General features: G+C 77.1%; 18 protein-coding genes and 1 pseudogene. 16 read left to right on the top strand and 3 right to left on the bottom strand.

Annotation, left to right across the window (positions count from 1 at the left end):
• Window positions 1-45 precede the first annotated feature (45 nt).
• Window positions 46-2,676, top strand: coding sequence for an ATP-dependent helicase HrpB (gene hrpB / locus EDC03_RS07090; protein ID WP_422393801.1), 2,631 nt, complete (start codon window positions 46-48; stop codon window positions 2,674-2,676).
• 3 nt (window positions 2,677-2,679) lie between these two features.
• Here hrpB and EDC03_RS07085 read toward each other — a convergent pair whose 3' ends face one another.
• Complete coding sequence (locus EDC03_RS07085; protein WP_123379505.1) at window positions 2,680-3,927, bottom strand: PQQ-dependent sugar dehydrogenase; 1,248 nt, start codon at window positions 3,925-3,927, stop codon at window positions 2,680-2,682.
• A 57-nt stretch (window positions 3,928-3,984) separates the two neighbouring features.
• Between EDC03_RS07085 and EDC03_RS07080 the strand changes: the two genes are divergently transcribed.
• A complete protein-coding gene (locus EDC03_RS07080) occupies window positions 3,985-5,022 on the top strand; it encodes a 2-hydroxyacid dehydrogenase (RefSeq protein ID WP_123379504.1) in 1,038 nt (345 codons plus the stop codon).
• 7 nt (window positions 5,023-5,029) lie between these two features.
• On the opposite strand, the gene EDC03_RS07075 is transcribed toward EDC03_RS07080, so the two are convergent.
• On the bottom strand, window positions 5,030-5,536 hold the full coding sequence (locus tag EDC03_RS07075; RefSeq protein ID WP_148058033.1) for a DUF3806 domain-containing protein: 507 nt from the start codon (window positions 5,534-5,536) through the stop codon (window positions 5,030-5,032).
• A gap of 182 nt (window positions 5,537-5,718) precedes the next feature.
• On the opposite strand from EDC03_RS07075, the gene ilvD reads away from it, so the two are divergent.
• The 11 genes and pseudogenes from ilvD (at window position 5,719) to EDC03_RS07020 (ending at window position 19,349) form a co-directional block, all read left to right on the top strand.
• On the top strand, window positions 5,719-7,464 hold the full coding sequence (ilvD, locus tag EDC03_RS07070; RefSeq protein WP_123379502.1) for a dihydroxy-acid dehydratase: 1,746 nt from the start codon (window positions 5,719-5,721) through the stop codon (window positions 7,462-7,464).
• A 91-nt stretch (window positions 7,465-7,555) separates the two neighbouring features.
• Window positions 7,556-8,017 carry an Lrp/AsnC family transcriptional regulator gene (locus EDC03_RS07065; RefSeq protein WP_123379501.1) on the top strand — a complete coding sequence of 154 codons (462 nt, stop codon included), beginning with the start codon at window positions 7,556-7,558 and terminating at the stop codon, window positions 8,015-8,017.
• Window positions 8,018-8,147: 130 nt separating this feature from the next.
• Complete coding sequence (locus EDC03_RS07060; protein WP_123379500.1) at window positions 8,148-9,041, top strand: hypothetical protein; 894 nt, start codon at window positions 8,148-8,150, stop codon at window positions 9,039-9,041.
• Window positions 9,042-9,092: 51 nt separating this feature from the next.
• Window positions 9,093-9,947: a DUF1028 domain-containing protein gene (locus EDC03_RS07055; protein ID WP_123379499.1), complete on the top strand. Its 855-nt coding sequence runs from the start codon at window positions 9,093-9,095 to the stop codon at window positions 9,945-9,947.
• A gap of 84 nt (window positions 9,948-10,031) precedes the next feature.
• Window positions 10,032-11,387 (top strand): annotated as a pseudogene (gene lat, locus EDC03_RS07050) (L-lysine 6-transaminase); the annotation flags it as partial.
• A gap of 89 nt (window positions 11,388-11,476) precedes the next feature.
• On the top strand, window positions 11,477-12,895 hold the full coding sequence (hglS, locus tag EDC03_RS07045; protein ID WP_123379710.1) for a 2-oxoadipate dioxygenase/decarboxylase: 1,419 nt from the start codon (window positions 11,477-11,479) through the stop codon (window positions 12,893-12,895).
• 178 nt (window positions 12,896-13,073) lie between these two features.
• Window positions 13,074-14,633 carry an L-piperidine-6-carboxylate dehydrogenase gene (amaB, locus tag EDC03_RS07040; protein WP_123379709.1) on the top strand — a complete coding sequence of 520 codons (1,560 nt, stop codon included), beginning with the start codon at window positions 13,074-13,076 and terminating at the stop codon, window positions 14,631-14,633.
• 353 nt (window positions 14,634-14,986) lie between these two features.
• Window positions 14,987-16,999 carry an acetolactate synthase large subunit gene (locus EDC03_RS07035; RefSeq protein WP_123379497.1) on the top strand — a complete coding sequence of 671 codons (2,013 nt, stop codon included), beginning with the start codon at window positions 14,987-14,989 and terminating at the stop codon, window positions 16,997-16,999.
• Window positions 16,996-17,568 (top strand): acetolactate synthase small subunit, encoded by a 573-nt coding sequence (gene ilvN / locus EDC03_RS07030; RefSeq protein ID WP_123379496.1) that lies wholly within the window; start codon window positions 16,996-16,998, stop codon window positions 17,566-17,568. The genes EDC03_RS07035 and ilvN overlap by 4 nt, the downstream gene beginning before the upstream one ends.
• A gap of 73 nt (window positions 17,569-17,641) precedes the next feature.
• Window positions 17,642-18,667, top strand: coding sequence for a ketol-acid reductoisomerase (ilvC, locus tag EDC03_RS07025; RefSeq protein ID WP_123379495.1), 1,026 nt, complete (start codon window positions 17,642-17,644; stop codon window positions 18,665-18,667).
• A gap of 130 nt (window positions 18,668-18,797) precedes the next feature.
• Complete coding sequence (locus EDC03_RS07020; protein WP_123379494.1) at window positions 18,798-19,349, top strand: ASCH domain-containing protein; 552 nt, start codon at window positions 18,798-18,800, stop codon at window positions 19,347-19,349.
• A gap of 77 nt (window positions 19,350-19,426) precedes the next feature.
• Here the strand turns inward: EDC03_RS07020 and sdhA are convergent, their stop codons facing one another.
• Window positions 19,427-21,139 carry a succinate dehydrogenase flavoprotein subunit gene (gene sdhA, locus EDC03_RS07015; protein ID WP_422393800.1) on the bottom strand — a complete coding sequence of 571 codons (1,713 nt, stop codon included), beginning with the start codon at window positions 21,137-21,139 and terminating at the stop codon, window positions 19,427-19,429.
• A gap of 203 nt (window positions 21,140-21,342) precedes the next feature.
• On the opposite strand from sdhA, the gene EDC03_RS07010 reads away from it, so the two are divergent.
• The 3 genes from EDC03_RS07010 to EDC03_RS17550 all read left to right on the top strand — a co-directional run bounded on the left by EDC03_RS07010 (window position 21,343) and on the right by EDC03_RS17550 (window position 23,238).
• The gene (locus EDC03_RS07010; protein ID WP_123379492.1) at window positions 21,343-22,230 is read left to right on the top strand and encodes a LysR family transcriptional regulator; all 888 of its coding nucleotides are present in this window, start codon (window positions 21,343-21,345) and stop codon (window positions 22,228-22,230) included.
• Window positions 22,231-22,411: 181 nt separating this feature from the next.
• Window positions 22,412-22,951, top strand: coding sequence for an AMIN-like domain-containing (lipo)protein (locus tag EDC03_RS07005; RefSeq protein ID WP_123379491.1), 540 nt, complete (start codon window positions 22,412-22,414; stop codon window positions 22,949-22,951).
• Entirely contained in the window at window positions 22,948-23,238 is a 291-nt protein-coding gene (locus EDC03_RS17550; RefSeq protein ID WP_158674229.1) for a hypothetical protein, read from the top strand. Before EDC03_RS07005 ends, EDC03_RS17550 begins: the two co-directional genes overlap by 4 nt.
• Window positions 23,239-23,290: the final 52 nt, after the last annotated feature.

Genomic DNA, 23,290 nt, shown 5'->3' with positions numbered 1-23,290 from the left:
CCGCTCCTGGACCGCGCGCGCCGCCGGGGCGGCGACCTGCCCGTCGTGCCGGCGCTCGGCCCGCTCGTCGCCGCGCTCGACGCGGCCGGGGCGGCGCTGCTCGTCGCCCCGCCCGGCACGGGCAAGACGACGCTCGCCCCGCTGGCCCTCGCGGACGCCCTCGCCGGGGCGGCCGACGGCGCGACGCGGGTCCTCGTCACCGAGCCGCGGCGGGTCGCCGTGCGCGCGGCCGCCCGCCGCGCGGCCGCGCTGCTCGACGAGCCCGTGGGGCGGACGGTGGGCTACGCGGTCCGCGGGGAGCGGCGCGGCGGGCCGCGGACACGGGTCGAGGTCGTGACGACCGGCCTCCTCGTGCGGCGGCTGCAGGCCGACCCCGAGCTCGCGGGCGTGGGCGCCGTCCTGCTCGACGAGGTGCACGAGCGCTCGCTCGACGCCGACCTCGCGCTGGCGCTGCTGCTCGACGTGCGGGCGGCGCTGCGCCCGTCGCTGCGGCTCGTCGCCGCCTCCGCGACCCCGGACGTCGGCGCGTGGCGGCGGGCGATGGCCGCCGCCGGCGCGGACGGCGGCGGGGACGGCACCGAGGTGCCCGTCGTCGTCGCGACGGCGCCGACGTACCCCCTCGACGTGCGGCTCGTGCCCCCGCCCGCCGGCCTCGAGCCGCCGCGCGGGCTCCGCGTCGACCCGCGGCTGCTCGCGCACGTCGCCGGCGTCGTCGGCCAGGCGCTCGCCGAGCGCCCGGCGGACGAGCCCGGCGACGTCCTCGTCGTCCTGCCCGGCGCGCGCGAGATCGCCCGGGTGGCCGGGCTCGTGCGGGACGCGCACCCGGACGTCGACGTCGTGGCGCTCCACGGCCGGACGCCGGCGGCCGAGCAGGACGCCGCCCTGAGGCCGGGGCCGCGGCGCCGGGTCGTCGTCGCCAGCGCGGTCGCGGAGTCCAGCCTCACGGTGCCGGGAGTCCGGGTCGTCGTCGACGCCGGACTCGCCCGCGTCCCCCGCACCGACCACGCCCGCGGGCTCGGCGGCCTCGACACCGTCCGGGTCTCGCGGGCGTCGGCCGACCAGCGGGCGGGCCGCGCGGCCCGCGAGGGGTCCGGCGTCGCGCTGCGGTGCTGGTCCGCCGCCGACGACGCCCGCCTGCCCCCGCGCGCGGAGCCCGAGGTCGCGACGGCGGACCTGGCGTCGGCCGCCCTCCTGCTCGCGGCGTGGGGGACGCCCGGCGGCCGGGGCGCCGCGCTGCCGGACCCGCTGCCCGCCGGGGCGCTCGCCGCGGCGGAGCGGGTCCTGCGCGACCGCGGGCTCGTCGCCGAGGACGGCACCCCGACCCCGCTGGGCCGGGCCGTCGCGGGCGTCGGGCTCGACCCGCGGCTCGGCCGGGCGCTGCTCGTCGGCGCCCCCGCGGTGGGGGAGCGGCGCTGCGCCGAGGTCGTCGCCCTGCTGTCCGAGGACGGCCTCGTCGGCGGCCGCGGCGCCGACGACCTCGTGGCCGCCTGGCGCGCGCTGCGCCGCGGGGACGACCCGGCCCGGTCCGGCCGCTGGCGCCAGGAGGTCGGGCGGCTGCGGGCCGCGCTCGCGGAGGCGGGCGATGTCGCGGGGACCGCCGCGGCGCGCGCGGGTGCGCTCGACGACGCCCCGGGCGGGGCCCTCGACGACGACCGGGCCGCCGGCCTCGTCGTCGCGCTGGCGCACCCCGAGCGGGTGGCGCGGGCCCGGCGCGGGGGAGGCGGGGCGGGCACGGCCGCGCCGGAGCTCCTCATGGCGGGCGGGACGGGCGCCCGGCTCGTGCCCGGCTCGGCGTGGACGACGGCCCTGACGACGCCGCCCGCGCCGGGGGAGGGCCCGGCGTGGCTGGCGGTCGCCGTCGTCGACCGGCCGCTGGGGTCGGCCGACGCCGTCGTGCGCGCGGCCGCACCGCTCGACGAGGACCTCGCGCTCCGCGCCGCCGAGCACCTGCGCACCTCGGAGGACGAGGTGCGCTGGGCGGGCGGGGCCGACGGCGACGTCGTGGCCCGGCGGGTGACCCGGCTCGGCGCCCTCGTGCTCGCCGACCGCCCCCTGGCCGACCCGCCCCGGGACGCCCTGGCGGCGGCGCTGCTCGACGGGCTGCGGCGCGCCGGTCTCGCGCTGCTCGCGCCGTCGGCCGGCGCCGAGCGGCTGCGGCAGCGGCTGGCCGTCGTCCACCGGGCGCTCGGCGCGCCGTGGCCGGACGTCGGGGAGGCGGCCCTCGTGGCCCGCGCGCCGGAGTGGCTGGGCCCGGAGCTGCAGCGGGCGCGCACGCGGCGGCAGCTCGCCGGCACCGACGTCGCCGGTGCGCTCCGCCGGCTCCTGCCCTGGCCGGAGGCCGGCCGGCTCGACGTGCTCGTGCCGGAGCACGTCGTCGTGCCCTCCGGGCGGTCCGTCCGGCTGGACCTCGCGGACCCGGCCGCGCCCGTCCTCGCCGTCCGGCTGCAGGACGTCCTCGGGTGGGAGGACGCCCCGCGCCTCGTCGACGGCCGCGTCCCCGTCGTCGTCCACCTGCTCTCGCCCGCCGGGCGGCCGCTCGCCGTCACGGCGGACCTCGCCTCGTTCTGGCGCGGCCCGTACGCCGGCGTCCGCGCCGAGATGCGCGGGCGCTACCCGAAGCACGCCTGGCCGGCCGACCCGCTGGCGCCGACGGGCGGCCGGGCCCCCGGCTCCTGACGGTCAGCCGAGCGGCACCCGCAGGAGGGCGTCGTCGCCGTCGCCCTCGTCGGTGAGGACCCACAGCGCGCCGCCGCCGGGGGCCACGGCGACGTCGCGGAGGCGGCCGTGCTCGCCGACGAGGTAGGGCTCGGGCTGCCCCACCGCACCGCCGTCGGCCCCCGTGGGCACCGGGACCCGCCACAGGCGCTCGCCGCGCAGGGCGCTCACCCACACCGCGTCGTCGGTGACGGCCAGGCCGCTCGGCGAGGCCTCGGACGGCGGCCACCAGGCGACGGGGTCGACGAGCCCGTCGGCGCGGTCCCCGTCGTCGCCGGGGCCCTCGACGTCGGGCCAGCCGTGGTCGGCGCCGCCCTCGACGAGGTTGAGCTCGTCCCAGGTGTCCTGGCCGAGCTCGCTGGCCCACAGGCGGCCCTGCGCGTCCCAGCCGAGGCCCTGCACGTTGCGGTGGCCCTGGCTCCACACGGGGGAGCCCGGCGTCGGGTTGCCGGGCGCGGGGTCGCCGTCGGGCGTCAGCCGCAGCACCTTGCCGGCGGGCGAGGAGGGGTCGCGGGACAGCCCGGGCTCGCGGGCGTCGCCGGTGGCGACGTGGAGCGTGCCGTCGGGCCCGAAGGCGATCCGGCCGCCGTTGTGCACCTGCGCCCGGGGGATCCCGTCGAGGACCACCTCCGGCTCGCCGAGGGCGTCGCCGTCGAGCACGGCGCGGACGACGGCGTTGTCGTCGGCGCGGGTGACGTAGGCGTAGAGCAGCCGGTCCTCGGCGAAGGCGGGGGAGAGGGCCAGCCCCAGGAGGCCGCCCTCGCCCGCGGGGGCGGCGCCGCCGACGGTCCCGTCCTCGGCCGTCGTGGTGACGTCGACGACGTCGCCGTCCGGCGTCACGCGGACGAGCCGCGCCTCGTCGCGGAGGCTCACGAGGGCCGACCCGTCGGGCAGCGCGACGGCCGACCACGGCAGGGGGAGGCCGTCGGCGACGACCTCGACCTCGCCGGTGGGGACGCCGGCGGCGGTGGGGGTCGGGGACGCCGGGGACGCCGCGGACGCCGCGGACGCCGCGGACGCCTCGGGCTCCTCGGGCGACGCCGTGGTCGGCGGGGCGCCGGTCGCTGCGGGCGCGGCGCCCGTCGTGGCGGGCGGCACGGACGCCGTCGGCGCGGGCGCCGGGGCCTCCTCGGCGCAGGCCGCGAGGGCGACGGCGAGGCCCGCCGCGGCGAGGGCGGCGGGGACGGGCCGGGTCCTGGGGCGGCGGCTCATGCCCGCCCAACGCGCCGGCGCCCTGCGCCGATCCCGGCGCGCCCCGAGGATGGCGGCATGGGCACCCCCGCGCAGGGCAGCGACGACGGCAGCGCCGGCACCTCCGGGGGCGGTGACGGGCGGCCGCTCCTGGTGTCCTTCCCCGACGGGGCGCTGGCCGCCGAGGTCGGGGTCCGGCTCGTCGGGGCGGACGCGTCGGGCGGGGACGACGCCCTGCCCGGCGTCGAGGCGGTGCTGTGGGACCTCGAGGAGCCGCCGTCCACGATCAACCCGGCTGCGCGCGAACGCCTCTCGACGGTCGTGCTGCCGTACCACGGGCAGCCCGCGGCGATCGGCTCGCTCGGCGACCTGCCGTCGCTGCGCGTCGTCCAGACCCAGACGACGGGCTACGACGCCGTGGCGCCCCACGTCCCCGACGGGGTCCGCCTGCTCACCGCGGCGGGCGCCCACGACGCCGGGACGGCCGAGATCGCCGTGGCCCTCCTGCTCGGGGTGGTGCGACGCCTCGACGAGGCCGTCCGCGACGCCGCCGAGGGGCGCTGGCGCGCGCCGGACGGGCTGCGCCAGGGGCTGGCCGGCCGCCGGGTGCTCGTGCTCGGCGCGGGCGGCATCGGCGACGCCGTGGTCCGGCGGCTCGTGCCCTTCGAGGTCGACGTCGTCCGGGTCGCGACGAGGGCCCGCACCGACGACCTCGGGCCCGTGCACGCCTTCGACGAGCTGCCGGACCTCCTCCCGGGCGCAGACGCCCTCGTGCTCGCCGTGCCGCTGACGGACGCGACCCGCGGGATGGTCGACGCCGAGGTGCTCGCCGCGCTGCCCGACGGCGCGGTCGTCGTCAACGTCGCCCGGGGCCCGGTGGTGGACACCGACGCGCTCGTCGCCGAGCTGCGCGCGGGCCGGCTGCGGGCGGGCCTCGACGTCACCGACCCCGAGCCGCTGCCGGCCGACCACCCGCTGTGGTCTCTCGACGGCGCCCTCGTCACGCCGCACGTGGGCGGGGCGACCGACGCGATGCGCCCGCGCGTCGTCGCCCTCCTGCGCCGGCAGCTGCGCGCGCTCGTGGCGGGGGACGACCTCGAGAACGAGGTGGGCTGAGCGGGCCTCAGGAGACGGGGGCCCTGCCCGCCCGGGCCCGGGCGTCCAGCACCCCGGCCGTGAGCTGCGCGTGGAGGTCCGGCAGGACGCCCGGCTCGCCGGCGCGCAGGCGCTTCCCGACGGCGTCGCTCGGGTGGACGAGGACGTGGCCGGGGTCGGCGTGCAGCGCGAGCTCGGTGCCGTGCTCGTCCGTGGCGACCACCCAGGCCAGCCCGGTCGACCGCCGCACGTGCTCGCCGAAGGCGGTGCCCACGGCCGTGACGAGCTGCCCCGTCGCGATCCGGCCGTCGGCGTCGAGGCCGGAGAACAGCACCGTGTCGAGGGCCTCGAGGGACGGGAGGTCGCCGTCGTCGCCCGCGAGGTGTTGGGCGAGCACGCGGGCGGTCTCCATCTGCAGCTCGCACCACCGCACCTCGTCGTCGGTGAGCGGGGCGACGCCGCCGACCGGCGGCGGGGGCGTCCGCGGGGCGGCCGGGGGAGCGGCGGGACGCGGGGTGCGGCGGAAGAGGCCCATGGCGGGAGCGTGACGGCGCACCCGCGCGGTGTCCGCGGGACGCCGTCCGCCCCACCCGGACGGTCCACCGCCGGAGGGCGCCCGGAGCTCCGGACGGGTCGTCGTCGGCCGGCCGGGTCCGGCCGTGACCACCGCCCGGACGCCCGACCGGGCCCGCCGACGGCGTCCTTACACTCGCGCGCATGACCCAGGCACCGGAGCGCCCCCGTCCCACCGGCCCCCGCAGCGGGCGGTCCGGGGCGGACATCAAGCCGCGCAGCCGCCAGGTCACCGACGGTCTCGAGGCCACGGCGTCCCGCGGGATGCTGCGGGCCGTCGGCCTCGGCGACGACGACTTCGCCAAGCCCCAGATCGGCGTCGCGAGCTCGTGGAACGAGATCACGCCGTGCAACCTCTCCCTCGACCGGCTCGCCAAGTCGGTCAAGGACGGCGTCCACGCCGCCCAGGGCTACCCGCTGGAGTTCGGCACGATCTCCGTGTCCGACGGCATCTCCATGGGCCACGAGGGCATGCACTTCTCCCTCGTGAGCCGCGAGGTCATCGCCGACAGCGTCGAGACCGTCATGCAGGCCGAGCGCCTCGACGGCTCGGTGCTCCTCGCCGGCTGCGACAAGTCGCTGCCGGGGATGCTCATGGCCGCGGCGCGGCTCGACCTCGCCAGCGTCTTCCTCTACGCCGGGTCGATCCTCCCCGGCATCGCCAAGCTCTCCGACGGCAGCGAGAAGCAGGTGACGATCATCGACGCCTTCGAGGCGGTCGGTGCCTGCTCCCGCGGCCTCATGAGCCGCGAGGACGTCGACGCCATCGAGCGCGCCATCTGCCCGGGCGAGGGCGCCTGCGGCGGCATGTACACCGCCAACACGATGGCGAGCGCCGCCGAGGCGCTCGGCATGTCGCTGCCCGGCTCGGCCGCCCCGCCCGCGACGGACCGCCGCCGCGACGGCTACGCCCGCCGTTCCGGCGCCGCGGTCGTCAACCTCCTCGAGCAGGGCATCACGGCGCGGGACATCCTCACCAAGGAGGCGTTCGAGAACGCCATCGCCGTCGTCATGGCCTTCGGCGGCTCGACCAACGCCGTCCTCCACCTCCTCGCCATCGCCCACGAGGCGGAGGTCGAGCTGACGCTCGCGGACTTCGACCGCATCGGGAGCAAGGTCCCGCACCTGGCCGACGTCAAGCCGTTCGGCCGCCACGTCATGACCGACGTCGACCGCGTCGGCGGCGTCCCCGTCGTCATGCGCGCGCTGCTCGACGCCGGGCTGCTCCACGGCGACGCGCTCACGGTGACGGGGAAGACGATGGCGGAGAACCTCGCCGACATCGCGCCGCCGGACCTCGACGGCGCCGTGCTGCGGGCGATGGACGCCCCCATCCACCGGACCGGCGGCCTGACGATCCTCTCCGGCTCGCTGGCGCCGGGCGGCGCCGTCGTGAAGTCCGCGGGCTTCGAGTCCGACGTCTTCGAGGGGACCGCCCGCGTCTTCGACCGCGAGCGCGCCGCCATGGACGCCCTCGAGGACGGCACCATCACCGCCGGCGACGTCGTCGTCATCCGCTACGAGGGCCCCAAGGGCGGCCCGGGCATGCGCGAGATGCTCGCCATCACCGGCGCCATCAAGGGCGCCGGCCTCGGCAAGGACGTCCTCCTCCTCACCGACGGCCGCTTCTCCGGCGGGACCACCGGCCTCTGCGTCGGCCACGTGGCCCCCGAGGCCGTCGACGGCGGCCCTGTCGCCTTCGTGCAGGACGGCGACCGCATCCGCCTCGACGTCACGGAGAAGACGCTCGACCTGCTCGTCGACCCCGAGGAGCTGGCCGCCCGCCGCACGCCGGACTGGCAGCCGCTGCCGCAGCGGTACACCCGCGGCGTCCTCGCCAAGTACGCCAAGCTCGTCGGCTCGGCGTCGCAGGGGGCCGTGCTCGCCTGACCGCACCCTCGAGACCGACGGACGGCAGGTTCCCGGGCCTGGTGAGCAGCCGTTCGTCGGTCTCGACGCCCTCGTGGGTAGCGTCCCCGCCATGCCTGCCCCGCCCGCGGACGTCGACGACGTCGACCGCGCCATCGTCGCCGCCCTCGTGGCGGACGGCCGGACCAGCTACACCGACCTCGGCAAGCAGGTGGGGCTGCCCACCTCGACCGTCCACCAGCGGGTGCGCCGCCTCGAGCAGCGCGGGGTGCTCAAGGGGTACACGGCCGTCGTCGACCACGAGGCGCTCGGCCTTCCGCTGTCGGCCATCGTCTCGGTGACGCCCTTCGACCCCTCCGCGCCGGACGACGTCCCCGAGCGCCTCGGCACCGTCGCCGAGGTCGAGTCGTGCTGGAGCGTCGCGGGGGAGGAGAGCTACGTGCTCCTCGTCCGCACCGAGACGCCGGGCCGGCTCGAGGACGTCCTCGCCGCCATCCGGCACGCCGGCCAGGTGGCCACGCGCACGACCGTCATCCTCTCGACGCCCTTCGAGGGACGGCGCCGCACGCCCTGAGGCGCGCCGACGGCGCGCCCGCCGCCGTTCCGGCCCGGGGGCGGGCCCGCCGGGGCACGATGGGCGCGGTCGCGGCGCGGACGCCCGGCCGACGACGGCGCCGGGGGGCGTCCGAGCGCCGGGGGGCGACGTGCTGCACGACGACGGGGCGGACCACGACGAGGTCGACGGCACCCACGAGGACGGGCGGCCACGGCGCCCGCTCGGGCGTCGGCTGCTCGTCGGGGCGCTCGGGACGACCGTGGCGGTCGCCGGGCTGGCGGGCGCGGGGGCTCTCGGGGTCGCCGGGCTCGGCGGCCTCGACGTCGTGACGGGCACCGTGCCGGCGTCCGCCGTCGGGGACGACCGCCCGCGCCCCGCGACGCCGACCGAGGACCCGTACCTGGCGGGGCTGACCGCGGAGGAGACGCCGCCGCCGGAGGGACCGGACGACCGGCCGCCGCCGGTGGCGGACGAGCGACCGAGCCCCGCTCCGCAGGACGACCCCCGCGTCGTCGCCTACGACGTCCCGGACCTCGACGACGCCTGGGACGCCGCCCTGCCGGCCGGGCTCGTGACCATGAGCGTCGGCGAGCAGTACCGCTTCTCGCCGACGGTGCCGGGGCAGAGCTGCAACGGCGACGACGGCGTCGACCCCGTGGCCGGCCGGCAGTGGATGTGGGCCGAGGAGGCGTCGAACCGGCTGGACCAGCTCGTCGTCGACGTCGCCGTCACCGGCTGGGCCGAGGGCACCGGCGACGACGCGCTCGACGACGTCCGGCTCGACCGCGCCGACTGCTCCTGGCTGGGCGCCGTGCCGGACCAGATCGACATCCCCGTCGACGGAGCCGACGGGTCGTGGCTCGGGGTGCGTCGGACCGCCGACGAGGACGTCCTCCACGGCGCCGCCCGGACCGGCGACCTGCTCGTCGGCGTCCAGGTGTGGGGCCGCCCCGGCCAGGACGGCGCCGACCTGGCCGTGCGCGTGATGGAGGAGGCCGTGCGTGGTCTGCAGGCCGCCGACCCCGGTGGCGCCGCCGGCTGACCCCCGCGGAGCACCGTCCCTCGGCGAGGGCTCGCGGCTACCGTCGCGGGCGTGACCTTCTCCATCGTGGGGCGCAGCCCCGACGGCTCCGCGCTCGGCGTCGCCGTGGCCTCGAAGTTCCTCGCCGTGGGCGGCTTCGTGCCCGCCCTCGAGGTGGGGGTCGGCGCCCTCGCGACGCAGGCGGCCGTCAACCTCGCCCTCAAGGCCGAGGGGCTGGCCCTCCTGCGCGGCGGTGCCTCGGCCGACGAGGCGCTCGACCGCTTCCTCGCCGCCGACGAGGGGCGGGCGGAGCGCCAGGCCGGCGCCGTCGACGCGGGCGGCCGGGCGGCGACCCGGACGGGCGCGGACTGCCACCCGTGGGCCGGCGGCGAGGCGGGGGAGGGGCCCGAGGGGTCCTTCGCCGTGCAGGGCAACATCCTCGCCGGGCCCCAGGTCGTCGACGCGATGGTGGCCTCGTGGCGGGGCTCGACGGCCGGGCGGTCGCTGCCGCGGCGGCTGCTCGCGGCCCTCGAGGCCGGCGACGCGGCGGGCGGGGACCGGCGGGGCCGGCAGTCGGCGGCGCTCGTCGTCGTCGCCCCCGGGGGCGGGTACGGCGGCTCGGACGTCGTCGTCGACCTGCGCAGCGACGACGACCCCGACCCGGTGGCGCACCTGGCGCGGATGCTCGCCGAGCACGAGCTGCTCTTCGGCCGGACGCCCCCGGAGGACCTCCTCGCCTGGGACGACCGGCTGCGGGCCGAGGTGCGCCGCCTGCTCGACGCGGCCGGTGCCGGCGGGGGCGACCTGCAGGTCGACCTGGAGCGCTGGGCGGGCGCGCACAACCTCGAGGAGCGCGTGCGCCCCGGCGGCCACGACCGCCTCGACCCGGTCCTCCTCGCGCAGCTGCGGACCGTCTCCGACGGGTGATCGTCCACCTGGGCGGCTCAGGGCGGGATGAAGTGCCGCCGAGGCGCTTGTCGACCGGAGGATCTCCCGTCTACCCTCCGTCGCATGAGCGCACCCACGGTCGACCGCCCCGCGGCCACGACGCCCGGCTCCTCCGCGCAGGAGCTCGCGACGGCCGCCACCGCCCACGAGCGCGTCGCCGCGCACATGCTCGACGACGGCCTCGCGATGGTCCTCGACCTCGCGGCCAGCCGTGGCTCGCGCCTCGTCGACGCCCGCGACGGCACGACCTACCTCGACATGTTCACGTTCTTCGCGTCCAACGCCCTCGGGATGAACCACCCGGACGTCGCCGAGGACGAGGACTTCCGCGCCGAGCTGCTGCGCTCCGCGCTGTCCAAGCCCAGCAACTCCGACATCGTCACGGTCGAGCGCGCGCGCTTCGTGGACGTCTTCGCCCGCGTCCTCGGCGTCCCCGAGCTGCCGCACCTCTTCCTCGTCGAGGGCGGCGGCCTTGCCGTCGAGAACGCCCTCAAGACGGCCTTCGACTGGAAGAGCCGCTGGAACGAGGCCCACGGGATCGACCCGGCGCTCGGCACGAAGGTCCTGCACCTGCGGCAGGCCTTCCACGGCCGCACCGGCTACACGATGTCGCTGACCAACACCGACCCCAACAAGGTCGCCCGCTTCCCGCAGTTCGACTGGCCCCGCATCGACAACCCGCACCCCGTCGAGGGCGAGGACGACGCCGTCCTGCGCGCCCGCGAGGACGTCGCGCTGGCGCAGGCGCGGGCCGCCTTCGAGGAGCACGCCCACGACATCGCCTGCGCGATCGTCGAGCCCATCCAGGGCGAGGGCGGCGACAACCACCTCACGCCGCGCTTCCTCCAGGGGCTGCAGGCGCTGTGCCACGAGTTCGACGCCCTCTTCGTCTGCGACGAGGTGCAGACGGGCTGCGGCATGACCGGCACCGCGTGGGCGCACCAGCAGCTCGGCCTCGAGCCCGACGTCGTCGCCTTCGGCAAGAAGACGCAGGTGTGCGGCGTCATGGCCGGCCGCCGCGTCGACGACGTGCCGGACAACGTCTTCCGCGTCTCCAGCCGCATCAACTCCACGTGGGGCGGCGGCCTGGTCGACATGGTCCGCGCCCGGCGCATCCTCGAGGTCTGCGAGCGCGACGACCTCTTCGCCGGCGCCGCCCGCCTCGGCGAGCACCTGCTGGCCGGCCTGCGGGACCTCGCCGCCCGCCGCCCCGAGGTCACCGACGTCCGCGGCCGGGGCCTCATGTGCGCCTTCGACCTGCCCGACGGGGAGCACCGGGCGGCCCTCCTGGCCCGCCTGGAGACCGACGAGCACGTCCTCGCCCTCGGGTGCGGCTCGCGGAGCGTCCGCTTCCGCCCCGCGCTCACCGTGACCGCGGCCGAGATCGACGAGGCGCTGGCCGCCGTCGACCGCGTCCTCGGCGCGCTGTCCGGCGCGGCCTCGGGCGACCCGCACATGGCCGGCGCCGGTGCGGGCGCGGCCGTCGGGACGACGGCGGGGGAGGCGTCCTGAGCGGCGGCCCCCGCGGCACCGTCGGCACGACGCAGCTGCGGGCCCGCTTCGCAGCAGCGCTGTCGGCCCTCTACGCGACCGAGGTGCCGGCCTACGGGACGCTCGTCGAGGTCGCGGCCGAGGTCAACGCCGAGGTCATGGCCGCGGACCCGGCCGCGGCGCAGGAGCTCGGCAGCATCGAGCGGGTCACGGCCGAGCGGCACGGCGCCATCCGTGTCGGCACGGCCGAGGAGCTGCGCCAGGTCGGGCAGGTCTTCGCCGCGCTCGGCATGCACCCGGTCGGCTTCTACGACCTGCGCGAGGCGGCCCAGCCCGTCCCCGTCGTCTCGACGGCGTTCCGTCCCGTCGACGCGGACGAGCTGGCCGCCAACCCCTTCCGCGTCTTCACGTCGGTCCTGGCCACCGACGACCGGCGGTTCTTCGACGCCGACCTGCAGCGCCGGCTCGAGGAGCGGCTCGCACGGCGAGAGCTCTTCGGCCCGCTCCTGCTGCGGCTCGCGGCCCGCGCCGAGGAGGCCGGGGGGCTGGACGCCGAGGACGCCGACGCCTTCGTCCGGCTCGCCGTGGCGGCCTTCGCGCTGTCGCCCGAGCCGGTCGACGCCGCCTGGTACGCCGAGCTGGAGCGCGTCTCCGGCGTCGCCGCCGACATCGGCGGCGTGGGCTCGACGCACGTCAACCACCTCACGCCGCGGGTGCTCGACATCGACGCGCTCTACGCCCGGATGACGGCGCGCGGCATCACGATGATCGACGCCATCCAGGGCCCGCCCGGGGGCGGCGCCCCGGTCCTGCTGCGGCAGACGAGCTTCCGTGCGCTCGCCGAGCCCCGGCGGATGCGCGGGACCGACGGCGCCGTCTCCGAGGGCGCCCTGCGGGTGCGCTTCGGCGAGGTGGAGGCGCGCGGCTGCGCCCTCACCCCGGCGGGCCGCGCGCGCTACGACGCCTGGCTCGCCGCGGGGGGCAGCCCCGCCGCCTCGGGTGCCCGCTGGCGCGAGCTCTTCCCCGACGACGCCGCGGCGCAGGCCGCCGCCGGCCTCACGAGCGTGCGGTGGGTGCCCGTCACCGACCGGGCCCGCGACGGCCGCGCACCGGAGGCCGACCTCGGCCGGCTCCTGGCCGACGGCTGGGTGCGGGCCGAGCCCGTCGTCTACGAGGACTTCCTGCCGGCCTCCGCCGCCGGGATCTTCGCGTCGAACCTCGACGCGGCCTGTGAGGAGGGCCGGGCGGGGGCCGACGACGCGCCCGCCGCCACCCGCGACGCCGCCTGGCTCGCCGGCGCCCTCGGGCGCGACGTCGTGGAGCCCGCCGACCTCTACGGTGCGGTGAGCGCCCGCAGCGCCGCCGAGGTGGCCGACGCGCTCGGCCTGCCGCCCCTGCGGCAGCCCGAGGCCGCGCCCGTCCCGGTCCCCGCCTGACCCGCGGCCCGGGGCCCGCCGGCGGACGGACCTCCGCCGGCGGGTCCCGCGCCCGTGCTGCAGTGCTCCCGCCCCACCGACCCACCTGCCCGAGGAGAACCCCGTGACTTCCGCCACCGCCGCCCCCCACGTCCCCGAGGGGGAGCCGCTCGAGGGCGGGGCGCCCGCGCCGGCCGTCCTGCGGCTGACGACGACGACCGCGGAGCTGCGCGAGCGGGCGCTCGCGGCCCTCGCCGCGTGCGGCGTCGACACCGCCGCGCTGACCGCCGAGGGCGAGCGCGCCGCGGCGGGCGGCGAGCGCGTCGTCACCGCGCGCACCCCGCTGACGGGGGAGGACCTCTTCCCGCTCGTCGCCTCCACGCCCGACCACGTCGACGAGGCGGTCGCGCAGGCCGTCTCCGCCTTCACCACCTGGCGGACGACGCCGGCCCCCGTGCGCGGCTTCCTCGTCAAGCGCCTCGGCGCCCTCCTCGTCGAGCACCTCGAGCACCTCGCGGCCCTCGTCACCGTCGAGGTCGGCAAGACGCCGTCCGAGGCGCGCGGCGAGGTGCAGGAGATGGTCGACGTCTGCGACCTCGCCGTCGGCCTCTCGCGCCAGCTGACCGGCCGCACGATGCCGTCGGAGCGCCCGGGGCACCGCCTGCAGGAGACGTGGCACCCCCTCGGCCCGGTCGCCGTCGTCAGCGCCTTCAACTTCCCCGTCGCCGTGTGGTCGTGGAACAGCGCGCTCGCCGTCGTCTGCGGCGACCCGGTCGTGTGGAAGCCGTCCGAGCTGACGCCGCTCACGGCGCTGGCCTGCACGGCGCTGGCCGAGCGGGCGGCCCGCGAGAGCGGGGCGCCCGAGGGCCTCTTCCCGCTCGTGCTCGGCGACGCCGAGGTCGGTCGCCGCCTCGTCGACGACCCGCGCGTGCCGCTGGTCTCCGCCACGGGCTCGGTGCCCATGGGCCGCGACGTCGCCGCCCGCGTGGCCGGCCGCTTCGGCCGCACGCTGCTCGAGCTGGGCGGCAACAACGCCGCCGTCGTCGCCCCGACGGCCGACCTCGACCTCGCCGTCCGCGGCATCGTCTTCGCCGCCGCGGGCACGGCCGGCCAGCGCTGCACGACGCTCCGCCGCCTCCTCGTCCACACCTCCGTGGCCGACGAGCTCACCCGGCGCCTCGTCGAGGTCTACCGCCGGCTGCCCGTCGGGGACCCGACGGCGCCCGGGGCCCTCGTCGGCCCCCTCGTCGCCCCGCGCGCGGCCGAGGCCATGGAGGCGGCGCTCGCGCAGGCGGTGGCCGACGGCGGCGAGGTCCTCGTCGGCGGCGAGCGGGTCCTCGCCGACGACGCGCCCGCCGCCCGCTACGTGCGGCCGGCGATCGTGCGGATGCCGGCGCAGACCGACGTCGTGCGCACCGAGACCTTCGCGCCCGTCCTCTACGTCATGACCTACGACGACCTGGCCGACGCCGTGGCCGTCCACAACGACGTCCCGCAGGGGCTCTCGAGCGCCATCTTCACGGGCGACGTCCGGGAGGCGGAGTTCTTCATGGCCGCCGACGGCTCCGACTGCGGCATCGTCAACGTCAACATCGGCACGTCGGGCGCGGAGATCGGCGGTGCGTTCGGCGGCGAGAAGGAGACCGGGGGAGGCCGCGAGTCCGGCTCGGACTCCTGGCGCGCCTACATGCGCCGCGCGACCAACACGGTCAACGCCTCGCACGAGCTGCCCCTGGCGCAGGGCGTCGACTTCGGCTGAGCGCCCTCCGCCCGCTGAGACGCCCGTCCCGCATGCTGGGACGGGCGTCCCGTCGGTTGACGACGTCCCGGGCCGCGGAGCAGGCTGTCCCCGTGCAGAGCCTCCTCGTAGTTCCCGGGCGTGCGTGAGCCCGACGCCCTCGACGTCACCCACGGCTCCGCACGCGACCCCTCGGACCGCCGGCCACCGCGCCGGCCGAGGGGTCTCGTCATGTCCGGGCCTCCTCGCGGGACCGGGAGCATGACGGACGGCAGCACGAGCAGGACCCGCACGTAGGCACGACCCGCACCACCGGCACCACCGAGCAGGCCCCGTCCCGGGGCCCGCGCCACGAGCACCGCCCGGAGGACCTCATGTCCAGCGTCGACCAGCGGACCACGCCCCGCCCGGGGCCGCGCCCGCCCGCCCCCGGTGCCCCGGCCGTGCCCTCGCCGGCCCAGGGCGCCACCGGCTCCACGAGCCCGACCGGCGGGGCGCCCGCGCCCGTCGCCGAGGAGCGCATCACCGGGGCGCAGAGCCTCGTCCGTGCGCTCGAGGCCGCCGAGGTCGAGGTCGTCTTCGGCATCCCGGGCGGCGCGATCCTCCCGGCCTACGACCCGCTGCTCGACAGCGCGAGCGTCCGGCACATCCTCGTCCGCCACGAGCAGGGCGCCGGCCACGCCGCCCAGGGCTACGCGCAGACGAGCGGCAAGGTCGGCGTCTGCATGGCGACGTCCGGCCCGGGGGCCACGAACCTCGTCACGGCCATCGCCGACGCGCACATGGACTCCGTGCCCATGGTCGCCATCACCGGCCAGGTCTCCTCGGCCGCCATCGGCACCGACGCCTTCCAGGAGGCGGACATCGTCGGGATGACGATGCCCGTGACGAAGCACAACTTCCTCGTCACCGACCCGGACGACATCCCGCGGACCATCGCCGAGGCCTTCCACATCGCCGCGACGGGCCGCCCGGGCCCCGTGCTCGTGGACATCGCGAAGGACGCGCTCCAGGCGACGACGACGTTCCGCTGGCCGACGCGCCTCGACCTGCCGGGCTACCGGCCGACGACGACGCCGCACCGCCGCCAGGTGCGCGAGGCCGCGCGCCTCATCGCGGCGGCCGAGCGCCCCGTGCTGTACGTCGGCGGCGGCGTCATCAAGGCGGGCGCCTCGGCCGAGCTGGCCGAGCTCGTCGAGCTCTCGGGCGCGCCGGTCGTCACGACCCTCATGGCCCGCGGCGCCCTGCCGGACAGCCACCCGCACCACCTCGGCATGCCCGGCATGCACGGCACCGTCGCCGCGGTCACCGCGCTGCAGAAGGCCGACCTGCTCGTCACGCTCGGGGCCCGCTTCGACGACCGCGTCACCGGCAAGCTCTCGTCCTTCGCCCCCGACGCCGCCGTCGTGCACGCCGACGTCGACCCGGCGGAGATCGGCAAGAACCGGGTGGTGGACGTGCCGATCGTCGGTGACGCCCGCGAGGTCCTCACCGAGCTCGTGCCCGCTCTCCGGGCCGAGCACGCCGAGGGGCACCGCGCCGACCTGGCCGCCTGGTGGCGCCAGCTCGACCAGCTGCGCGAGACCTACCCGCTCGGCTACGCCGCGGCCGAGGACGGCGCGCTGTCCCCGCAGCACGTCATCCAGCGCCTCGGCGAGGTGGCGGGCCCCGAGGCCGTCTACGTCTCCGGCGTCGGGCAGCACCAGATGTGGGCCGCCCAGTTCATCCGCTACGAGCGCCCCGGCAGCTGGATCAACTCCGGCGGCCTCGGGACCATGGGCTTCGCCGTGCCGGCGGCCATGGGCGCCAAGGTCGGCGACCCGGACCGCGTCGTCTGGGCGGTCGACGGCGACGGCTGCTTCCAGATGACCAACCAGGAGCTCGCCACCTGCGCGCTCAACGGCATCCCGATCAAGGTCGCCGTCATCAACAACTCCAGCCTCGGCATGGTCCGGCAGTGGCAGACCCTCTTCTACGAGGGCCGCTACTCCAACACCGACCTGCACACCGGCTCGGCGGTGGCCATGGGCCAGCGGATCCCCGACTTCGTCAAGCTCGCCGACGCCTACGGCTGCGTCGGGCTGCGCTGCGAGCGTCCCGAGGACCTCGACGCGACGATCGAGGCGGCGATGGCCGTCACCGACCGGCCCGTCGTCGTCGACTTCGTCGTCCACCGCGACGCGATGGTGTGGCCGATGGTCGCCGCCGGCGTCAGCAACGACGAGATCCAGTACGCCCGCGGCATCTCGCCGCAGTGGGACCGGGACGAGGAGACCAGCACCGAGGACGACGCCGCCCCGACGCCCACGGGCCCGGGCGTCGTCGCCGGCACCGACCCCCGTACGCCCGGGGGCACGAGCCCCGCGACCGAGGACGACGACCGATGAGCCTGCTCCAGCCGGCGGAGGCCGCCCAGGCCGCCCGCGGCGCCGCCACGCGCCACACCCTGTCCGTCCTCGTCCAGGACGTGCCCGGTGTCCTCACGCGGGTGGCGGGGCTCTTCGCCCGCCGCGGCTTCAACATCGTCAGCCTCGCGGTCGGGCCGACCGAGCAGGTCGGCGTCTCGCGGATGACGGTCGTCGTCGACGTCGAGAGCCTCCCGCTCGAGCAGGTCGTCAAGCAGCTCAACAAGCTCGTCAACGTCCTCAAGATCGTCGAGCTCGACCCGCACGCCGCCGTCCAGCGCGAGCTCCTGCTCGTCAAGGTCCGCGCCGACGCGACGACGCGCTCCCAGGTGCTCGACGTCGTCCAGCTCTTCCGCGCGCACGTCATCGACGTGGCGCCGGACGCCCTGACGATCGAGACGACGGGCGAGCCTGACAAGATCGCGGCCCTGCTGCGCGTGCTCGAGCCCTACGGGGTCCGCGAGCTCGTGCAGTCCGGCCAGGTGGCCCTGGCCCGCGGCTCCCGGTCGATGAGCGACCGCGCCGCCGACCGGCCCCTGCGCTCCGCCTGACCCGCGGCGGCATCTCCGCCCGACCGACCAGCACCACCGCCCGACCCACCCCCGACTCGAGGAGCCCTGCCCCGTGGCCGAGATGTTCTACGACGCCGACGCCGACCTGTCCCTGATCCAGGGCCGCACCGTGGCCGTCATCGGCTACGGCAGCCAGGGCCACGCCCACGCGCTGAGCCTGCGCGACTCCGGCGTCGACGTCCGCGTCGGCCTCGCCGAGGGCAGCAAGAGCCGTGCCAAGGCCGAGGCGGAGGGCCTGCGGGTCGTCACGCCCGCCGAGGCCGCCGCCGAGGCCGACTTCGTCGTCGTCCTCACGCCGGACCAGACCCAGCGCGGCCTCTACGCCGACGCCATCGCGCCGAACCTGGCCGAGGGCGACGTCCTGCTCTTCGCGCACGGCTTCAACATCCGCTTCGGCTACATCACGCCGCCGGAGACGGTCGACGTCGTCATGGTCGCCCCCAAGGGCCCGGGCCACCTCGTCCGCCGCGAGTACGTCGACGGGCGCGGCGTGCCCGTCATCGTCGCCGTCGAGCAGGACGCCAGCGGCGACGCCTGGCAGCTCGCGCTCTCCTACGCGAAGGCCATCGGCGGCCTCCGGGCGGGCGGGATCAGGACGACGTTCACCGAGGAGACGGAGACCGACCTCTTCGGCGAGCAGGCCGTCCTCTGCGGCGGCGCGTCGGCGCTCGTCCAGGCCGGCTTCGAGACCCTCGTCGAGGCGGGCTACCAGCCCGAGGTCGCGTACTTCGAGTGCCTCCACGAGCTCAAGCTCATCGTCGACCTCATGTACGAGGGCGGGATCGCGAAGCAGCGCTGGAGCGTCTCCGACACCGCCGAGTACGGCGACTACGTCTCCGGGCCCCGCGTCGTCGACGCGCGCGTGAAGGAGAACATGAAGGCCGTCCTCACGGACATCCAGGACGGCACCTTCGCCAAGCGCTTCATCGCCGACCAGGACGCCGGCAAGCCGGAGTTCACGCGCCTGCGCGAGCAGGGCGAGCAGCACCCCATCGAGGAGACCGGGCGCAAGCTGCGCGGCCTCATGAGCTGGGTCACGAGCGACGACGACTACACCGAGGGCTCCGCGGGGCGCTGACTCTCTCCCCTCGACGACGGCGCCCGTCCTGCTCCGGCAGGGCGGGCGCCGTCGTCCGTCCGGGAAGGCGTGCGACCCCGGCCGTCGGGCGCCGTCCCGGGCGGTGCCGGCGGCGGGGGAGACTGGCGCCATGCAGACCGACGGCAGCCGTGACAGCGAGATCGTCCGCTTCTGGGAGCTGGCCCGGGGCCGCGCCGGCCTCGGCCGCCTGTCCGTGGTGACGGGCGCGGGCGCCGCGACGGTCGTCCCGCCGCCCGCCTGGTCCTTCGGGGACAAGCCCGAGCAGGCCGACGAGCTGCTCGAGCTCGTGCTGACCGGGGTGAAGACGGCGACGGCCAGCGCGCACTGGGAGTACGAGGCCGAGGGCGAGGAGCTGCCCCGCCCCGGCGACCTGTCGATCGTCCTCGACGGCGCCGGGCACCCCCGGGCGCTCGTCCGGACGACGTCCGTCGAGGTCGTGCCCTTCCGCGAGGTCACCGCGGAGCACGCGTACGCCGAGGGCGAGGGCGACCGCTCGCTCGAGCACTGGCGCGCCGTCCACGAGGGCTTCTTCGGCGCCGGGCTCGCGCTCGTCGGGGAGCAGTTCCGCGCCGACATGCCCGTCGTCTGCGAGGGGCTGCAGCTCGTGCACCCGCGGCCGCGCGAGGTGCGCGAACGGCAGCCCGTGCCCGTCGACGCCTGACCGGCCACGCTCCCGGACGACGACGCCCGCCCCGGCAGCAGCCGGGGCGGGCGTCGTCGTCAGCGGGGGGAGCGGTGTCAGTACTTGCGCTCCATCGGCTGGTAGCGGGTCTGGACGACCGGCTTGTAGTCGAGGCGGACCGCGTCGCTGCCGTCCTCGTCCACGGCCCGGTAGGCCATCGTGTGGCGCATGAAGTTGACGTCGTCGCGCGCCGTGTAGTCCTCGCGGAAGTGACCGCCGCGCGACTCCTGGCGGGCCAGGGCGCCGACGACGATGACCTCGGACAGCTCGAGGAGGAAGCCGAGCTCGACGGCCTCGAGGAGGTCCGTGTTGAAGCGCTTCCCCTTGTCCTGCACGACGACCCGCTGGTAGCGCTCGCGCAGGCCGGCGAGGTCGGTGAGGCACTGCTTGAGGCTCGCCTCGGTGCGGAAGACCTGGGCGTTGGCGTCCATCGTCTCCTGCATGGCCTGGCGCAGGGTCGAGACCCGCTCGCCCGCCTCGCGGCCACGGATGTCCTCGATCATCGCGACGACGCCGCGCTCGGGGTCGTCCTCCACCTCGAGCAGCTTCGACGTCGGCCGCGCCGCGTACTCCGCCGCCGCGAGGCCGGCGCGCTTGCCGAAGACGTTGATGTCGAGGAGCGAGTTGGTGCCGAGGCGGTTGGAGCCGTGCACGGACACGCAGGCGACCTCGCCCGCGGCGTAGAGGCCGTGGATGACGGTGTCGTTGTCGGCGAGGACCTCGGCCTCGACGTTGGTCGGCACGCCGCCCATGGCGTAGTGCGCCGTCGGGTAGACGGGCACCGGCTCGGTGTACGGCTCGACGCCGAGGTAGGTGCGCGCGAACTCCGTGATGTCCGGCAGCTTCGCGTCGATGTGCGCCGGCTCGAGGTGGGTGAGGTCGAGGAGGACGTAGTCCTTGTCCGGCCCGGCGCCGCGGCCCTCGCGGACCTCGTTGGCCATCGACCGCGCGACGATGTCGCGCGGCGCGAGGTCCTTGATCGTCGGGGCGTAGCGCTCCATGAAGCGCTCGCCCTCGGCGTTGCGGAGGATGCCGCCCTCGCCGCGGGCGGCCTCCGACAGGAGGATGCCCAGGCCGGCGAGGCCCGTCGGGTGGAACTGGAAGAACTCCATGTCCTCCAGGGGGATGCCGCGGCGGTAGGCGATGCCCATGCCGTCGCCCGTGAGCGTGTGGGCGTTCGACGTCGTCTTGTAGACCTTGCCGACGCCGCCGGTGGCGAGGACGACGGCCTTGCCGCGGAAGACGTGGATCTCGCCCGTGGCCAGCTCGTAGGCGACGACGCCGGCGGCGGCCTGCTCGCCCTGCTCGTTCGTGCCCATGAGCAGGTCGAGGACGTAGAACTCGTTGTAGAACTCCACCTCGTGCTTGACGCACTGCTGGTAGAGCGTCTGCAGGATCATGTGGCCGGTGCGGTCGGCCGCGAAGCACGAGCGGCGGACCGCGGACTCGCCGTGGTTGCGGGTGTGGCCGCCGAAGCGCCGCTGGTCGATCTTGCCCTCGGGCGTGCGGTTGAACGGCAGGCCCATCTTCTCGAGGTCGAGGACCGCGTCGATGGCCTCGCGGCACATGACCTCGGCGGCGTCCTGGTCGACGAGGTAGTCGCCGCCCTTGACGGTGTCGAAGGTGTGCCACTCCCAGTTGTCCTCCTCGACGTTGGCGAGGGCGGCGCACATGCCGCCCTGCGCCGCGCCGGTGTGGGAGCGCGTGGGGTAGAGCTTGGTGAGGACGGCGGTGCGCGAGCGCTGGCCGGACTCGATGGCCGCGCGCATGCCCGCGCCGCCGGCGCCGACGATGACGACGTCGAAGATGTGGGTCTGGACCACGGGGGGACCTCCTGGTCGACGGTCGGCGACCGGGGACGGCCGCTCCTGCGGCCAGGGTAGGGCGCCTCGCCGTCGCGGTCGACGATCGTCGGACCGGTGACGAGAGGAATCGCCTATCGGTCGGTCGGGCGGGCGTCTACGGTCGGCCCGTGCAGCTGCAGCAGCTGGCGTGCTTCGTCGCCGTCGTCGACGAGGGCCACTTCACGCGGGCGGCCGCCCGGCTCCACGTGGCGCAGCCCTCGCTGTCCGCGCAGGTGCGGTCGCTCGAGCGAGAGGTGGGCGGCCCGCTGCTGCACCGGCGGCGCGGCGACGTCCGGCCCACCGAGGCGGGCGAGCGGCTGCTGCCCTACGCGCGGCGGATCCTCGCCGACGCCGCGGCCGCGACGGCGGAGATGCAACGGGTGCGCGGCCTCGAGACGGGCGTCCTGCGGGTGGGGGCGACGCCGAGCGCCGGCACCGCGCTCCTGCCGCCCGTCCTGCGGCGCTTCCACGACGCGCACCCGGGCGTCCGGCTCGAGCTGGCGGAGGCGGGCTCGCGCGACCTCGTCGAGCGGCTCGCCGTCGGCGCGCTGGACCTGGCCGTCGTCGTCCTGCCCGTCGCCGCCCACGGCGGGGCCCTGGCGACGACGCCGCTGCTGCGGGACGCGCTGCTCCTCGCGGCGGCGGCCGACGGGCCCGCGCCCGTCGCCGGGCCGAGCGCCGCGGCGGCCGACCTCGGCGACGTCGACCTCGTCCTGCCGGGGGAGGGGTACGACCTGCGGGCCAGCGTCCTCGACGCCTGCGCCGGGGCAGGGGTGTCGCCGCGGGTCGTCGCCGACGGCGGGGAGCTCGACGTCGTCGTCGCCCTCGTGCGCGCCGGGGTGGGGGCCGCGGTGCTGCCGCGCACCGTCGTCGAGGCGGCCGGCGGGGCGCTGCGGTCGACCCCGCTGCGGGGGCCGGGGTGGTCGCGGACCGTCGGGGTCGCGCACCGCAAGGACGTCCCGCTCGGCCGGGCCGCGGCGGAGGTGCGGCGGCTGCTCGTCGAGCAGACCGCGTGATCGGCCTGAGACGCCCCGGCGGCAGTGCCACGGGAGCGTCCGATCACGTCACCGTTGCACCTCGGTCACGGGTCGGTACTCGCCGCGCGCCGGGCGAGGGGCGCCCCTAGCGTCCGAGCACCGGGACCCGACGGGGGGTGCCCGCGCCGCCCACGAGGCGGCCGACGACAGGGGAACGTCCATGAAGATCGTCCGCGCCGCCCTCGCCGCCGTGCTGGGGGCCGTGCTCCTCGCCCCGGCCGCCCTCCCGGCGTCCGCCGCCACGTGCTCGACGCCGTGGGGGTCCGGAGCCAAGTCGTCGGTCACCGACCTGGGCGGCAGGGTCACGGACGTCCGCGCCGGCCGGCAGGCCTGCTTCGACCGGCTGGTCGTGGACATCGACGGCAAGCTCGACAGCTACTCCGTGCAGTACGTCGACCAGGTGCGGAAGACCTCGTACGACGTCGTCCCCCTGCGCGGTGGGGCCAAGCTGCAGGTCACCGCCTTCGCCCCCTCGTACGACGCCGCGACCGGACGGGAGACGTACAGCCCGGCCAACGGGCGCGAGCTCGTCAGCACGAGCGGCTACCGGACGTTCCGCCAAGTCGCCTTCGTGGAGAGCTGGGAGGGCACGACCGACCTCGGGCTCGGGGTCCGCGCGAAGCTGCCGTTCCGCGCCTACGTCCTCGACGGCCCGGGCACCGGGTCGCGCCTCGTCGTCGACGTCGCCCACTCCTGGTGAGCGACGAGCGCGACGGCGCCCTCCTGCCGCGGCGGGGCGTCCTGCGCGCGGGCGGGGCGGGCGCCGTCGCGCTCGTCGGGGCGCTGCTGCTCGCCGGCTGCCCGGCCCCCGCGGACGGGGAGGGCGACGACGACCGCGACGACGAGGGCGGCCAGGGCTTCGGCGGTGACGACCGGGGCGACGACGGCGACCAGGGCGACCAGGGCGACCAGGACGGCGACGGCGACCGGTCCGACGGCGACGGTGACGACGACCAGGGCGACGACGGCGAGGACGACGGCCGCTGACGTCCGCCGAGCACCGCCGACCACGCGCGCGACCCCTCGGGGCCGCGCGCGT

This window comes from Pseudokineococcus lusitanus (assembly GCF_003751265.1).
In the GTDB taxonomy this organism is placed as follows: Bacteria; Actinomycetota; Actinomycetes; order Actinomycetales; family Quadrisphaeraceae; genus Pseudokineococcus; species Pseudokineococcus lusitanus.
The sequence above is the reverse complement of the archived record's forward strand: the minus strand, read 5'-3'. Positions and strand labels throughout refer to the sequence as shown.

Excerpts from the sequence above, each read along its gene's own strand:
- EDC03_RS07085 (WP_123379505.1), bottom strand. The coding sequence starts at position 3,927 with ATGAGCCGCCGCCCCAGGACCCGGCCCGTCCCCGCCGCCCTCGCCGCG.
- EDC03_RS07080 (WP_123379504.1), top strand. The coding sequence starts at position 3,985 with ATGGGCACCCCCGCGCAGGGCAGCGACGACGGCAGCGCCGGCACCTCC.
- EDC03_RS07075 (WP_148058033.1), bottom strand. The coding sequence starts at position 5,536 with ATGGGCCTCTTCCGCCGCACCCCGCGTCCCGCCGCTCCCCCGGCCGCC.
- ilvD (WP_123379502.1), top strand. The coding sequence starts at position 5,719 with ATGACCCAGGCACCGGAGCGCCCCCGTCCCACCGGCCCCCGCAGCGGG.
- EDC03_RS07065 (WP_123379501.1), top strand. The coding sequence starts at position 7,556 with ATGCCTGCCCCGCCCGCGGACGTCGACGACGTCGACCGCGCCATCGTC.
- EDC03_RS07035 (WP_123379497.1), top strand. The coding sequence starts at position 14,987 with ATGTCCAGCGTCGACCAGCGGACCACGCCCCGCCCGGGGCCGCGCCCG.
- ilvN (WP_123379496.1), top strand. The coding sequence starts at position 16,996 with ATGAGCCTGCTCCAGCCGGCGGAGGCCGCCCAGGCCGCCCGCGGCGCC.
- EDC03_RS07020 (WP_123379494.1), top strand. The coding sequence starts at position 18,798 with ATGCAGACCGACGGCAGCCGTGACAGCGAGATCGTCCGCTTCTGGGAG.
- sdhA (WP_422393800.1), bottom strand. The coding sequence starts at position 21,139 with ATGCGCGCGGCCATCGAGTCCGGCCAGCGCTCGCGCACCGCCGTCCTC.
- EDC03_RS07005 (WP_123379491.1), top strand. The coding sequence starts at position 22,412 with ATGAAGATCGTCCGCGCCGCCCTCGCCGCCGTGCTGGGGGCCGTGCTC.